12 protein-coding genes are annotated in these 13,984 nt (G+C 72.0%); 4 read left to right on the top strand and 8 right to left on the bottom strand.

Going from position 1 to position 13,984, the window contains the following annotated elements; genetic code table 11:
* Positions 1-2: 2 nt before the first annotated feature.
* Positions 3-1,934, bottom strand: coding sequence for an ATP-dependent zinc metalloprotease FtsH (gene ftsH, locus ACIQU6_RS23840; RefSeq protein WP_403483695.1), 1,932 nt, complete (start codon positions 1,932-1,934; stop codon positions 3-5).
* Positions 1,935-2,198: 264 nt separating this feature from the next.
* Between ftsH and ACIQU6_RS23835 the strand changes: the two genes are divergently transcribed.
* Entirely contained in the window at positions 2,199-2,717 is a 519-nt protein-coding gene (locus ACIQU6_RS23835) for a hypothetical protein (protein WP_403483694.1), read from the top strand.
* An 84-nt stretch (positions 2,718-2,801) separates the two neighbouring features.
* Here ACIQU6_RS23835 and ACIQU6_RS23830 read toward each other — a convergent pair whose 3' ends face one another.
* A complete protein-coding gene (locus tag ACIQU6_RS23830; RefSeq protein ID WP_403483693.1) occupies positions 2,802-3,440 on the bottom strand; it encodes a TetR/AcrR family transcriptional regulator in 639 nt (212 codons plus the stop codon).
* A 123-nt stretch (positions 3,441-3,563) separates the two neighbouring features.
* Here ACIQU6_RS23830 and ACIQU6_RS23825 point away from each other — a divergent pair, with 123 nt between their 5' ends.
* Positions 3,564-4,493: an alpha/beta fold hydrolase gene (locus tag ACIQU6_RS23825; RefSeq protein WP_403483692.1), complete on the top strand. Its 930-nt coding sequence runs from the start codon at positions 3,564-3,566 to the stop codon at positions 4,491-4,493.
* A gap of 72 nt (positions 4,494-4,565) precedes the next feature.
* Here ACIQU6_RS23825 and ACIQU6_RS23820 read toward each other — a convergent pair whose 3' ends face one another.
* The 3 genes from ACIQU6_RS23820 to ACIQU6_RS23810 form a co-directional block, all read right to left on the bottom strand.
* Positions 4,566-5,321, bottom strand: coding sequence for an SDR family oxidoreductase (locus ACIQU6_RS23820; protein WP_403483691.1), 756 nt, complete (start codon positions 5,319-5,321; stop codon positions 4,566-4,568).
* A gap of 345 nt (positions 5,322-5,666) precedes the next feature.
* A complete protein-coding gene (locus ACIQU6_RS23815; protein ID WP_403483690.1) occupies positions 5,667-6,533 on the bottom strand; it encodes an NAD-dependent epimerase/dehydratase family protein in 867 nt (288 codons plus the stop codon).
* Complete coding sequence (locus ACIQU6_RS23810) at positions 6,530-6,973, bottom strand: nuclear transport factor 2 family protein (protein WP_403483689.1); 444 nt, start codon at positions 6,971-6,973, stop codon at positions 6,530-6,532. The genes ACIQU6_RS23815 and ACIQU6_RS23810 overlap by 4 nt, the downstream gene beginning before the upstream one ends.
* A 132-nt stretch (positions 6,974-7,105) precedes the next feature.
* On the opposite strand from ACIQU6_RS23810, the gene ACIQU6_RS23805 reads away from it, so the two are divergent.
* Entirely contained in the window at positions 7,106-7,945 is an 840-nt protein-coding gene (locus ACIQU6_RS23805) for a helix-turn-helix transcriptional regulator (RefSeq protein WP_403483688.1), read from the top strand.
* A gap of 8 nt (positions 7,946-7,953) precedes the next feature.
* Here ACIQU6_RS23805 and ACIQU6_RS23800 read toward each other — a convergent pair whose 3' ends face one another.
* A complete protein-coding gene (locus ACIQU6_RS23800) occupies positions 7,954-9,198 on the bottom strand; it encodes a HEAT repeat domain-containing protein (protein ID WP_403483687.1) in 1,245 nt (414 codons plus the stop codon).
* Positions 9,199-9,785: 587 nt separating this feature from the next.
* Here ACIQU6_RS23800 and ACIQU6_RS23795 point away from each other — a divergent pair.
* Positions 9,786-11,465, top strand: a complete 1,680-nt coding sequence (locus tag ACIQU6_RS23795) for an APC family permease (RefSeq protein ID WP_403483686.1) — start codon at positions 9,786-9,788, stop codon at positions 11,463-11,465.
* A gap of 206 nt (positions 11,466-11,671) precedes the next feature.
* Here ACIQU6_RS23795 and ACIQU6_RS23790 read toward each other — a convergent pair whose 3' ends face one another.
* Together ACIQU6_RS23790 and ACIQU6_RS23785 are read right to left on the bottom strand one after the other, a co-directional pair.
* Positions 11,672-13,093 (bottom strand): FAD/NAD(P)-binding protein, encoded by a 1,422-nt coding sequence (locus ACIQU6_RS23790; protein ID WP_403483685.1) that lies wholly within the window; start codon positions 13,091-13,093, stop codon positions 11,672-11,674.
* Between the two features lie 453 nt (positions 13,094-13,546).
* The gene (locus ACIQU6_RS23785) at positions 13,547-13,900 is read right to left on the bottom strand and encodes a beta/gamma crystallin domain-containing protein (protein WP_403483684.1); all 354 of its coding nucleotides are present in this window, start codon (positions 13,898-13,900) and stop codon (positions 13,547-13,549) included.
* Positions 13,901-13,984: the final 84 nt, after the last annotated feature.

Raw genomic sequence — 13,984 nt, 5'->3', positions numbered from 1 at the left:
CCTTACGGGATGCCGCTGCCCGTCCCCGTCCCTGGCTGCTGCCGCAGTACGTCGAGGACGACCGCGCCGTCGACGGTCTCGCGGGTGGTGAGCAGGTCGGCGAGGTGGTCCAGGGCCGAGCGGTGGTCGCGGAGGAGGGCGACGGCGCGTTCCTCGGCCTCCCGGACCAGGCGGGCGACCTCCTCGTCGATCAGGCGCTGGGTCTGCTCGGAGTAGGGGCGGTGCAGGCCCTCGCCGGGGCTCTCCTCGCCGAGCCGGTGGACGACGCCGGTGGTGGCGTAGCCGACCGGGCCGAGGGCCGGCGAGAGGCCGAAGTCGCGGACCATGCGGCCGGCGATCTGGGTGGCCCCGGCCAGGTCGTCGGCGGCGCCGGTCGAGCCCTCGCCGAAGACCACGAGCTCGGCGGCCCGACCGCCGAGCCGGACGGCCAACAGGTCGGTGAGATAGCCCTCGCTGTAGAGGTGCCGTTCGGCTTCCGGGAGTTGTTCGGTGGCGCCGAGCGCGGGGCCGGAGGGCAGGATGGTGACCTTGGCGACCGGGTCGGCGTACGGGCACAGCGCGGCCACGAGGGCGTGCCCGGACTCGTGGACGGCGACGGCCTGGCGCTCCTCCGGGAGCAGGGCGTTGGAGGTCTCCCGGCGTCCGAGCAGTACCCGGTCCCGGGCGCTGTCCAGGTCGTGGGCGGTGATGGCGGTGGCGCTCGCGCGCACGGCGTGGATGGCGGCCTCGTTGAGGAGGTTGGCGAGGTCGGCGCCGGAGAAGCCGGGGGTGGCGCGGGCGATGATGTTCCAGTCGACGTCGGGCGCCAGTTTCTTGCCGCGGGCGTGGACGGCGAGGATCGCCGCGCGTTCGGTCTGGTTGGGCAGCGGGACGGTGACGTGCCGGTCGAAGCGGCCGGGCCGCAGCAGCGCCGGGTCGAGGGCCTCGGGGCGGTTGGTGGCGGCCAGCACCACGATGCCGCTGCTCTGGTCGAAGCCGTCCATCTCGGCCAGGAGTTGGTTGAGGGTCTGCTCGCGCTCGTCGTTGCCGCCGAGCCGGATGCCGCCGCGGCGGCTGCCGACGGCGTCGATCTCGTCGATGAAGATGATCGACGGCGCGCGCTTGCGGGCCTCGTCGAAGAGGTCGCGGACGCGGGAGGCGCCGACCCCGACGAACATCTCCACGAACGCCGATCCGGTCACCGACAGGAACGGCACCGCCGCCTCACCGGCGACGGCCCGGGCGATCAGCGTCTTGCCGGTGCCGGGCGGGCCGACCATGAGCACCCCGCGCGGGCCCTGGGCGCCGACCACCGCATACCGCTCGGGGCGGCGCAGGAAGTCGACGACCTCGCTGATCTCCTGTTTGACGCCCTCGTAGCCGGCGACGTCGTCGAAGCGGGTGGTGGGCCGCTCGGCCTCGATGATCTTGGCGCGGGAGCGGCCGATGCCGCCGAGCCCGCCGCTCAGTGTGCGCGCGGCCTGCCGCCCGGTCCACAGGAACAGCGCGCCGAGGAGGAACAGCGGCAGCAGTACGAACGCCAGCGGCCCCACCCAACTGGCGCCGCCGCTGCTGCTGGCCGCGTTGATGTCGATGTTCTTGTCGCGCAGTTGGTTCTCCAGCCCGGTGTTGCCGAGCGCGGTGGGAATCCGGGTGGTGAACTCCCGGCCGTCCTTGAGCTTCCCGGCGACGCCGCCCTTGTCGTCGATGTCGACGGTCTTGACCTGCCCGGCGCTCACCTTGCCGAGGAAGGCGCTGTAGGAGAGGGCGGCGCCCGTGGGCTGGTGCAGCCGGCTCAGCAGCAGGACGAACACCGCGATCAGGATGATCGGCAGCAGCCACGGCCGCCAGGCAGGGGTCCGTGGCCCGGCGGGGGGCTTGGGCGGCTCCCGCGGCGGCCCCGGCTTCGCCGAACGCGTGGCATGGCGCCTCGGCAGGCGCACTGCGGTGATCACGACGGCTTCCCTACGGCTCCCGCTTCCATCGTGCTCCGGGATCGCGAGGACCGTTCCCGGCCTGCGCATGTTTCCCCTGTCCACTTTCCACGATCGGGCGTTCCGCCCCGTTCCGCAGGGCGGGCCGGCGACCGCGGTCCGTCGTGGTGTGGGAGGTGGCGCCCAGGTGTGGGACGCTCGAAGAGCAGGCGAAGGGGGTGCGTGATGCCTCTTGCTAAGCCCCGCCCGCCCTGGCGCCGAGCTCCTCTCCGGCGCGGCACGGACGTGGCGCAATCCTGGTTGGTGCTGGCCACGGGGGTGCTCATCGCCGTCGCGGCGCCGGCCGCGGGGGTGGCGGCCGGCAATGCGGTGGACGCGGCGGCGAACCGGCAGAGCGTCGGTTGGCACGCGGCCTCCGCGGTGATCGCGCGGGAGCCCGCGACCCGGATCAGCGGCATCGACAGCGGGAGCGCCACCGGCGACCGGGTGCGGACGACGGTGCGCTGGACGGCCCCGGACCACACCGTGCGGACCGGCGAGACCAACGTGCCGCCCGGCGTCCACGTCGGGGACCGGACGACCGTGTGGTTGGACCGGAACGGGATGTTGGTGCGCAACCCCAGCACCCCGACGGACTCCCTGGCCGAGAGCGTCGTGGCCGGCACGGTGGTCGCGTCCGGCACCGGGTTGCTGCTCTTCGGCGCGGAGAAGACCGGCGTCCGGCTGATCGACCGCCGGCGCTACGCGCAGTGGGAGAAGGAGTGGGCGGAACTGGACGCCCGATGGCGCCACCACCAGCAGTGACTCGACGCGAACCGGCCTGCGCCGCCGCCTACCCGGCGGCCGCGGACCGCCGCTGCCAGCCGACGTGACGCGACCGCCCCCGCCTCACTCCCCCACCCGCTCCGCCAGCGCACGCCCGCCGCCCGCCCGGAAGATCCGGTCCAGGTGCCGGTCCAGGATCCCCGCGGCGGACCGCGCGCTGCGCTGGCCGACGAGGACGCTGGTGCCGAGCCCCGCGGACAGCGCGAGCAGGCTGACGGCCTCCGCGCGGGCCTCGATGCCGGGTCGCGTGAGGTCCGACTCCCGGGCCCGCTCCAGGAGTTCGGTCAGGGTGTCCTCGGCGGCGTCGGGGTTGCGGATGAACGGCTGGGCGGCGAGCGCCTGGTCGGTGACGGACAGCACGGCGTACGAGGTGTAGACGAGGTGGAAGGTGCGGCTCGGCTCGTCGGTGGGCAGCGACGCCATCAACAGCGCCTCGATGGTCGCCCGCGGCCCGGGGTCGTCCCCCGCGGCCCGGACCTGGGCGGCGACCCGCTCCCCGAACCCCTCGGCCAGCCGCTGGAGGCCGTAGAGCAGCAACTTCTCCTTGGTCTCGAAGTAGTACTGCACCAGCCGCAGCGAGACGCCGGCCTCCGCGGCCACCTCCCGCATCCCCACGGCGTGCAGCCCGCGCCGCCCGGCCACCCGCAGCAGCGCCTCGGCGATCTCGGTACGGCGTTCGGCATGGTCCACGCGCTTCGGCATCGGTCGCGTCTCCCCTGGTCGACTGCATGGTCCTGGGCCGGCGGCCCCGGGCCGGCCAGCTTGATGATACCGCCGTACCAACAACGTGGTACGTTCGTATCACGAAGATCCGACCCCGTGGAGGTGGCCGTGTCCGAGACCATGACCCGCACCCAGGCCGACGTCGGCCGCTATGTCAGCGACGCCCTGCGCGAGCGTTACTTCGCGGCCTGCGACGCGCTTTACGCCCTGGGGGAACCCGCGAGCGCCCAGACCGACGTGGAGACCTCCTTCGGCACCACACACGTCTACCGGTACGACCCCGCGGACCCCGCCGCCGCGTCCCGCACCCCGATCGTCCTCGTGCACGGCGCCGGCTCCTGCTCCGCCATCTGGTACCCCAACACCCCCGCTCTCAGCGCCGAACGCCCGGTGTACGCGCTCGACACCCCCGGCGACCCCGGCCGCAGCACCCAGCGCGCCCCCATCCACCAACCCGATCGCGCTGCCCGGTGGTTGGACGAGGCTCTCGACGAACTCGGCCTGGACCGCGTCCACTTGGTCGGCACCTCGTACGGCGGCTGGCTCGCCCTGAACCAGGCACACCGCCGACCGGACCGCCTCGCCTCGGCCACACTCCTCGACCCGGGCGGGCTGGAGAAGGTGGGCCCGCGCTTCTTCGCCTGGATCTTCGCCAGCCTCTTCGCGACGTTCGCACCGAAGGCACTGCGGCCGCGACTGGCCTCCTGGCTGGAGCAACCGGTGCTCGTCGTCCCGGAGTTGCGCACCATGGTCCACCTGGCCGTGCGCGCCTACCGCATCCGCCGCCCGGCCCCGCTCCCCCTGTCCGACGACGAGCTGACCACCATTCGCACCCCGCTCTACCTCGTACTCGGCAAGCGGAGCCTCCTGGTGCACCCGCGGCGACAGGTCGAGCGCGTGCCGCGCCTGATACCGGGCGCCCGCGCCGAGATCGTCGCCAAGACCGGCCACGGACCGCAGATCGACCACGCCGACGAGGTCAACCGCCGCATGCTGGACTTCATGAACACGGTCGACGAGCCGGTCGCCTGACCGCCACCCCGACCGACGCCCCAGGGGCCGGCCCCCACACCGGCCCCAACCCCCGCCCTCCCCCGATCCCGCTCAGCGCGTCGTGTAGCCGCCGTTGACGAAGAGGGTCTGCCCGTTGAGCCACCAGCCCTCGGTCATCAGGAAGACCACATAGGGCGCGATCTCCTCGATCTTCGTCAACTCACCGTTCATGGACGAGGACTTGTGGAACGCGACGGAGTCGTCGGTCTCGGCCGGATAGAAGAACGAGGTGTCCATCGAGCCCGGGGCGATGTTGTTGACGCTGATGTTGCGCCCGAAGAGCTCCTTGGACAGCGCGCGGGTGAAGTGCTCGACCGGCGCCTTGCTGCCGGCGTAGACCGAGTACAGACCGGTGTAGGCGGCCAGCAGCGAGGTGACGACGGTGATGATCGAGCCGTCGCGGTCGATGCGCTTGGCGGCCTCGCGCATCATGAAGTAGGCGGCCTTGGAGTTCACCGCGAACATCCGGTCGTACTCGGCCTCCGAGGTCTCGGTCATCGGCTTCTTGACCACCATGCCCGCGGTGTTCACGCTCGCGTCCACCCGCCCGAACGCGTCGATCGCGGCGTCGAAGAGCCCCTCGACGCCGGCCACCTTCGTCAGGTCCGCCTGGTGGGTCACCGCGTCCCCGCCCGCCTGCTTGACCGCGGCGGCGGTCTCCTCCGCGTCGGCACGGGACGAGTCGCTGTTGTAGTGCACCACGACCTTCGCGCCGTGCTCGCCGAGATGCCGGCTGATCAGGCCACCCAGATTCCTGGAGGCCCCGCCGACCACGACGACCTTGTCCTTGAGCGTACGAGCGGGCATGACACATCTCCTCAGCGCAACGATGTCCGGCCCCACGCGCGCATGCCGGCGCACACCCGCGCCCGCACGCCCCGCGCTCCCCTCCCGCGGACGACGCGCGGCCACGCGGACGACGCTATGCAGGCACCCCGGTGATCGCATCCGCAGCCATCACCCGAGGTCACCCGCCCGGACCCCTCGACGCCCGGGCCGCCGGCCGGACTCCTCAGACGGGACGGCACCGGCGATCAGGCCGCGCGGGCGGACCGAGCGACCCTGAGGAGCTCCGAGAGGACCCTGACGCGACCGACCACAGCCAGCGCCCCGTTCTTCCTCGTGACGCGATCCATACCTTTTCCGTCATCATCAGCCCCCAGGCAACCCGCCGTTGGCCCACTGCGTCGCGTGGTCGCGGACGAACTCGGCGAAGGGGCGGGGCGGGCGGCCGGTCAGGTCGAGGACCGCGGTGCTGACCGCGTCCTCCCGGCCGCCCCTGATGTCGGCGTCCACCGCGGCGAGGGCGGCGGCGAACTCGGCCGGCATGCCGGATGCCCGCAGGCGGTGCGCCAACTCGTCGACCTCGACGTGCAGTACGCGGACCGGCCGACCGGTGTGGGCGGTCAGGATCGACGCGGCGTCCTGGTAGCTCAGCGCCTTCGGCCCGGTGAGCAGGTGGTCGTGCCGGTCGTCGGACTCCGGGTCGGGGTCGGTCAGCAGGGCGGAGGCGGCGGCCGCGATGTCCCGCGCGTCGATCCAGCCGAGCCGACCGCCGCCGGCGGCGGTGCGGATCTCGCCGTGCCGCCGGATCCGCTCGCCCAACGGGTGCGGGCTGAGGAAGTTCTGCATGAACCCGGAAGGCCGCAGCACGACCCACCCGGGCCGGGTCCGCATCCGGTCGGCCAGCTCCAACGGGCCGGGGGCGTCCGGCAGTACGGCGGCGGAGCCGAGCAGCACCACCCGGCGCACACCGAGCCGTTCCGCCTCGGCCAGGAACGGCCCCACCAGTGGCATCGGATCCACGGTGAGCAGCGGAGGCACCAGGTAGACCCGGTCCGTCCCGCGCAGCGCGGCCCGGTGGGTGGCCGGGTCGTTCCAGTCGAACCGCACCGCGTCGGGGGCGTCGGCCGACGGGTGGCGACTGGCCACCCGGACCGGTACGCCGTTGCCGCGCAGCAGTTCCGCCAGCGCGCTCCCGGTCTTGCCGGTGCCTCCGGTGATCAGTACGCCGGTCATCGCGTGGCCTTCGAGCGCAGCGAGTCGAGCAGTTCGGGCAGGCGGCCGGCCGCGGAGGCGGCGGCCAACGGGTTCCAGTAGTCCCGGTAGTGGGCGATCAGGCCGTCCCGGACGGTGATCACCGCGATGTAGTCCAGCCGGTGGGGCGCGCCGGTGCGCACCGTGAGCCCGTCGGCGGTGAACTCCACCACGATGGTGTCCGGCCGTTCCCGTGCGATGGACGGCGACCACGGGTACGGCCTGCACGTCCATCCGTTCCGGGTAGCCGGCCAGATAGGCGCGGATCCCCTCCCGTCCGGCCAACTGCCGTGGCGCGGCCCCCACGGCGAACGGGAACGCGGCGGTGCCGTCCTCCGCCCACAGGTCGGCGACGGCGTCATGTCCTTGGCCAGCAGCAGGTCCAGCAGCCGGCGGAAGGTCTCCTCGGGGGTGCCTGGCACGGTGGTCCTCCGGTGTTCGGCGGGATGTGACCGTTCCAGGCTGAGCGCGCGCCCGCCGCTGGGGAACGGACGGTTGATCCCCGGACTGCCGGTCCCTGGTTAAGCCGCGCGCCGCTGTGCCAACCTGACCCGGTGAGCAGAGGTGAACTGGCCGACTTCCTGCGCCGCCGGCGGGAGGACCTGCGCCCGGAGCAGATGCCGGCAACCGCCGTCCATCCGCCGGGCCGGCGCGCCCGACGCACGCCCGGACTCCGCCGCGAGGAGGTCGCCACCCTGGCCGGCGTCTCCACCAACTACTACGAACGCCTGGAACAGGCCCGCGCACCGCACCCGTCCCCGCGGGTGTTGGCCGCACTGGGCACGGCGCTGCGGCTCACCGCCGAGGAACGCGACCACCTGGCACGCCTGGCCGGCCAGACCCCGCCGGGCACGGGCACAGCCACGGACATCGATGAGACACCGGTGCCCGCCGACGCCCGTCAACTGCTCGACCGGCTCGGGCCGATGCCCGGCTACCTGGTCAACGAGCGACAGGACATCCTCGCCTGGAACGCCGCCGCGGCCGCCTTGCTCACCGACTTCGGGCGGCTGCCCGCCGAGGAACGCAACACCGTGCGGCTGTCCCTCCGGCTGGGCGGCACGCGCTGCTCGGCACCGGCCGGCGCGGAGGGCGAGTTCGCCAGGCAGTCCGCCGCCCAACTGCGCGCGGCCAGCGCCCGGCACCCCGGTGAGCGCGTACTCGGCGAGCTCGTCAACGAGTTCGCCGCGCACAGCCCGGACTTCGCCGCCAGTTGGCGCGACCACGAGGTACGCCCCGTACCGACGCTGCGCAAGCTCCTGCACCACCCCGAGCTGGGCGACCTCGACCTCGACTGCCAGACCCTGCTCCTGCCGGGCACCGACCTGCGCCTGGTCCTCTACACCGCGGAACCAGGCACCCCGAGCGCGGCCGCCCTCGCCCGACTCGGGTGACGGGCACCTCAGTCGGCGGTTCCCTGCGCCCGGCGGTGACGCCATACGTCAAGCAGGTCCCAGCGGTACGGCGAGTCCTCGTCGGTGGTGTCGAGGCCGCGCAACACTTCGTCGCCGCGGGGGTCGTCGCGGAGGGCGAGCTGGACTGCCGCTCGGACCCGTACGGCTTCGTCGTCATCGTCCAGGCACGCGGCAAGGGCATCCGACGGGCCGGGGAATTCCTCGGGGGCCTTGCCGAGCGCCCGGCAGGCTCCCTCGCGCACCGTGGCCTCCGCATCCCGCGTGCGGGCCGTGACCGCGGTCAGCGCCTCGGGGTTCCCTCGCCCCACCGCCCAGTGAAGTCCGGAGACGGCCCATCTCCGGACTTCGCGATCGTGGTGCCGGGTGAGCTCCGGCAGCGGCTGCTCGGCCCGGAGATCCACCGCCTCAGCCAGGCCTGCGGCCAGGGCCCGCATGACCCGCGAGTCCGCTTCGCGCGCCACCCAGGGGAGGAAGAGGTCGACGAGCGGGCCGTCGAAGGGCGCGTCGTCGCTCTCGTCGAAGAGGTTGACCAGGCGGAGTATCTCGGCGCCGAAGTGGCGTTCCAGCGGGTCGGGACGGTTCCGCAGGGCGGCTGCCTGAGCCCACACCGACGGGTCCTGCCGGGTGGAGAGCGCGAGCGTCGTTGCCGACCACACGGGCTGGTCGATGTCCGGCTCGGCCAGAGCGCGGTCCCTCAGCTCTCCGAAGGACCGCCTGATCCCGTGTTTGGGCTCCAACTCGGTGAGGATCGAGGTGTGCCCGTTGCGGACAGTCAGGCCGCCGAGCGACAGCTCTGTGCAGTCGTTCCCCCACCCGTCCCGGACCGCCTCGCGCTCGACCGGTTCGGACGCGCCGCTCCTGCGACGGAGTTCCGCCTCGGCACCCGTCACATGCCAATACCGGGCCAGGTCCAGGGCGTTACGCCCCTCGGCGTCGGCGAGGCGCAGGTCTGCTCCGTTGGCGACGAGCACGGATGCGATCTCGCAGGCGCCGCCGTCGATCGCACGCAGCAGAGCGGTACGGCCGTCGGCGGCGGCGCGGTTCAGGTCGACCGGGCGGGGCGCCGACAGTAGCGCCTCGACGACCGGCAGGTCGAAGGCGTCCACCGCCAGGCACAGAGCCGGAGTCCCGGCCCCGTCGACGGTGTCGGGGTCGGCCCCCGCATCGAGCAGCGCCAACGCTGCCTTGGCGTCCCCGCTCCGCACCGCGGCGACGAACGCATCCGCACCCATGCCTCTGTACCCACCCACAACTCGCCCCAGGGACAACGACGGCATCGCACCGGTGATGACGTGCTGGATCAGCATGCCGGACCCGAACGGGCAAGATCCAATCAGCGGGGCACTCGGCGGCGCAGCGGGCCCAACGGGGCGCTCGGCCAGGCAACCGAACCGCTCAGGGGCCGCCCCGGGCGCTCGGTCGCAACTCGTGTGTCCGAGCGGGACAGTTGGTCCCGTCTGCGGCTTGCGGAGCGGTGCAGCCAGGCGTCGCACCTCGCGCTCCGGGCCTGGCAGCGGCTCACGAGGAGGCTCGCGGCGGGCCACATTTCCCATAAATCGAATCTTTGAGCGATTTCCGGCCACCTCGACACCGCCGGATCCAGGCAGCGGGACAGCCTGCCATTTACGGGGTGAATCGGCGACACCGCCCCAGGAAAGCAGGCCAAAACGCCACCTGGCCAGCCAGGCAGTGACTGGGGTTCTGAGTTTTGATCGATAATCGATAATCGCTAGTGGTGCAACGCACGAACGGAAATGCGAAAAAGTTCATTTAAGGTGTGTCTGGATCTCTTCGCACAGCAGAACGGACGTAGCCCGCCATGGACATGAGCGCGGCCAACAAGAAAAACCTCAGTCTCTTCGCCCTGATCATGATCGGGCTGGGGTCGATCTTCGGCTCCGGTTGGCTCTTCGGAGCCGGACAGGCCGCACAGGTCGCCGGCCCCGCGGCGCTGGTCGCCTGGGTGATCGGCGCCGTCTTCATCGGCATGATCGCCATGTCGTACGCCGAGGTCGGCGCCGCCTACCCGTTGCCGGGTGCGATGGCGCGCTTCGGTTCGATCACGCACGGCCCGGTGCTGGGCTTCGTCAGCGGTTGGGCGGTGTGGATCGCGATCGCCTCCCTGATCCCCATCGAGTCGATCGCGGGCACCCAGTACATGTCCTCCTGGAGCTTCGGGTGGGCCAAGGGTCTGGTCTCCGACGGCAGCCTCACGGCCACCGGCACGCTGATGGCCCTGTTCCTGACCTTCGCCCTGTGGTTCGCCTGCTACTGGTCGGTGGCCCTGCTGGCCAAGGCCAACACGATGCTGACCCTGGTGAAGTTCGCCATCCCGGTGCTCGCGGTCATCGCACTGCTCGCCTCCGGCTTCCACACCGGCAACTTCACCAACCACGGCGGCTTCGCCCCCAACGGCTGGTCGGCCGTGCTGACGGCCGTCACCACCTCCGGCGTCATCTTCGCCTTCAACGGCTTCCAGGCAGTCGTCAACCTCGGCGGTGCCGCCCGGAACCCGGGCCGGGCCATCCCCCTCGCCCTGGTCGGCGCGCTCTCCCTGGGCCTGGTGATCTACCTCGCCCTCCAGGTCGCGTTCCTCGGCTCGGTCCCGCCGGAGAAGCTGGCCGAGGCCGCCGGGTGGCACGGGATCAACTTCGCCTCCCCCTTCGCCGACCTGGCCAAGCTGCTGATGCTGCACTGGGTCGTCACCCTGCTCCAGTTCGGCGCGTTCATCTCGCCGTGCGGCGCCAACATCGCCAACGTCGCCTCGGCCTCGTACATGGCGCAGAACCTCGCCGAGACCGGCTTCTTCCCCAAGAAGATCGCCGAGGTGCACCCCCGCTACGGCACCGCCCGCCCCGCGATGTGGGTCAACCTGGGCGTCTCCGTGCTCCTGCTGCTCACCATCGGCCACAGTTGGGAGGCGCTGGCCAGCGTCGTCTCGGCCGCCATGGTCGTCTCGTACCTGATCGGCCCCATCGCGGTGGGCGTGCTGCGCCGGACCAAGCCGGAGCTGCCGCGACCGTTCCGCCTGCCGGCCGCTTCGGTGCTCTGCCCGATCACCTTCGCCTTCGCCGCCTGCGCCCTGTACTGGTCGAAGTGGCCCAACACCGGCAAGGTGACCCTGCTCGTGCTGGTCTCGGTGCCGATCGCGGCCCTGGTGCTGCGTCGCCGGGGCGAGCGGAACCTGGCCCGGCAGTTCGCCGCGGCCTGGTGGCTGATCGGTTTCCTGGTGTGGCTGTCGGCGCTGTCGGCCCTGGGCAGCACCGAGTTCGGCGGCCGCGGCGTGATTCCCGGCGGCGTGGACATCGCGCTGGTCGGGGTGTCGGCACTGGGCTTCTACTTCTGGGCGGTGCGCGCCGGCGTTCAGGCCCATCGCGAGGGTCTGACGGCCCCCGATCCCGTAATCGGCGGCGAGGCCGGAGCGGGCTCGGATGCGGAGTCGGAGTCGACCGGGTTGCCGGGGCAGCGGTCTGAGGAACAAGGGGCGCTCGTCTCCTGAGCCACTCCCGTCCGCTCGGCAGCCGGTAGTCGACGAGCAGCCGCCAGACAGGTCACGACCTGGTCTGGCGGCTGTTTCTTTTGTGCCTGTGTCTGGGACGGTGTCTGTGTCTGGGACGGTGCCTGTGTCTGGGACGGTGTCTGTGGCTTTGCCGGTACCGGCTCTTGGTGCGGAATATCGGCGGGCCCGTTTCAACTGTTCCGGTTTCAGGGGGAGGCGAAGAGGCCCCGGTGGCGTTGCGGGTGCTCGTCCCGCTTCAGGAGGGCGACCGCCGATGCGGCAATCCCGTCTGCCTGGACCCGGATTTCCGGGATGGCCGTGGTCTCCAGGAGCTCGCCCCGCAGCAGGGAGCCGAGCGCCCAGAGGGGCGCCCTGACGTCGCCCCGGCCCGGGGCGGACAGCAGTCGGCCGTCCCGGGTCGCGCCGAGGCCCAGGCCGGTGGCGTGCGGGCGGGCGAGCCCGGTCTTGAAGAGGCTGTGCAGGAACGGGTCGTCGAGCGAGCCCACGTCCGACCGGGACCCGGTGCAGTTGACCACCGCGCCCACGTCGAGCGTGGTGCCGGTGCTCAGGCGTACGCGGACGCCCTCGCCGGTCACCGCGGCGTCCGTCAAATGGCCTGAAACGATCCGGAGTTGGCCGAGCTCGCGTGCCTGGCGGACGGCGGCCGCGGTCGGGGGTGGCATGCGGTGGCGGTGCACCTCCCACAGGCGCAGGTGCTCCTTGAGGAAACGGGTGCGGTCCGCCGGCGGCAGTCGGCGCCACAGGTCGGTGGTGAGGGGGCGCAGGCTGTCGAAGCCCGGCCGCCAGTCACCGTGCGCGCGCCGGCTCCGGGAGAGGTGCGTGAGGACCGTCCGGCGGAACGCGTCGAGCCCGGGAGGGCCGGCGACGACGGGCGGTGGGGACTGCGGCAGGGGCTCCGAGGCGTGTGGCTGCGGGAGCAGGCCGCTTCTGGAGACGGCGATCACCGTGCGGCCGGGCCGTTGGAGGCTGAGCGTCATGTCGGCCATGGTGAGTCCGGTGCCGACGAGCAGGACGTCGGCACCGGGCGGTACGGCGCAGAGCGCGTCGGGAGACCACGGCGAGGCGACGAAGCGGTGCGACGTGCGCAGGGTCTCGGGAGCCCATCGGCAGTCCGCGGCGAAGTTGCCCAGGGCGAGGACGGCGGCGTCGACGCGGAGGGTCCGGCCCGAGCTGAGGAGGAAGGACAGGGTGGAATCGTCGTGGTGCGCGGTCCCGATGGCCCTGGCCTGCACGCGATGCAGGCGGGCGCCGGCGCTGCGGCGCGCGGTGTCGTCCAGGACGTGCGCGAGGTAGCGCCCGTAGAGCACGCGCGGCACGAAGGCGTCGTGGTCGGCGTGTTGGGGGTGCCGGTCGGCGAGCCAGTGGACGAAGTGGTCGGGGTCCTCGGCGAATGCGGTCATCCGGGCGGCCGGGACGTTGAGCAGATGGCGGGCGTCATCGGTGCCGTAGGCGGGGCCCCGGCCGTTCTCGCGGGCGGGGTCGATGAGCCAGACGTCGAGCCGGAGTCGGTGGCGGTCGGCGTGTTGGAGCAATCGCGTGGCCGTCAGTGAGCCGGCGGCACCGGCTCCGATCACCGCGATGTCGCTGCCCGACTGATAGCTCTTCACCCGTCACCACTTCTGTGCCCGCTGGGTTGGCTGTCGTCCTCGTATGCGCCGTGTTCGCCCGGCCGCCTACGCCGCGGCCGCACGGATTGGACGGAGAATTCTGCCTCATGAAGCGGTGGGAGTCGAACCACCGGGGCCGGGCGAACGGGCCGTCTGGCGCGATTCGTTCGACGGTCGGACAGGCGCATGTGAGAGACGTGGAGTCCGGCCTTTGCGGGGTGCGCGCCCGCGGCTCCGCGCTCCGTCAATTTCCCCGGCCGATGCCGGCCGTGCCCGGAAAGGCGTGGCCGACATCGGCGGGTCGGGCGGGGCGAGCGGAATTCGCGTGGGCGGAATGCGGAAAACCGGCGCCCGCCCAGGAGGCAAACGGTGTCCAGGAATGGACGATCGGCGGGAGTGGCCATTCCTGACGATCGGCCCGTGGTCCCGTCAGCTCGTCGGCGCGCGGGCCGGTCAGAGGATTTCGATGGCGGTTACCTTCGGCGGGCGGTTGGGGAAGGTGATCTCGTGCCAGCGCTCGACCTTCACCGAGTCGCCGTTCTCGTCGTAGTAGATCAGGTCGTTGTTGCCCGTGGAGATCTTGTCGACCCACCAGCCGCCGAAGTTGGTCCTGCCGGCGTTGGCGTAGCAGTCCACGCTCTGGCTACCGCCGTTGTGCGACCAGATCTTCAGGAAGTTCACCCCGCCGCGGCAGGTGACGTGGTCGATGGCGAAGGCGTTGCCGGTCGGCACCGCGAGGGTGAGCGCGGCGGCCGCGGCAAAGGCCACGCCCACGGAACGCGCGGCCTTCTTCGTCTTTGAGATCACGTTTTCTCCCGTTCCCTTTCATACGGGCGTCGCGCCTACGGCCGCTTTACCGCAACCCCGGTCATCACGTGGAAATCGCGCGGG

Origin of the sequence: Streptomyces sp. NPDC090442, assembly GCF_044769405.1 — a bacterium.
Taxonomy (GTDB): Bacteria; Actinomycetota; Actinomycetes; order Streptomycetales; family Streptomycetaceae; genus Streptomyces.
The sequence above is the reverse complement of the archived record's forward strand: the minus strand, read 5'-3'. Positions and strand labels throughout refer to the sequence as shown.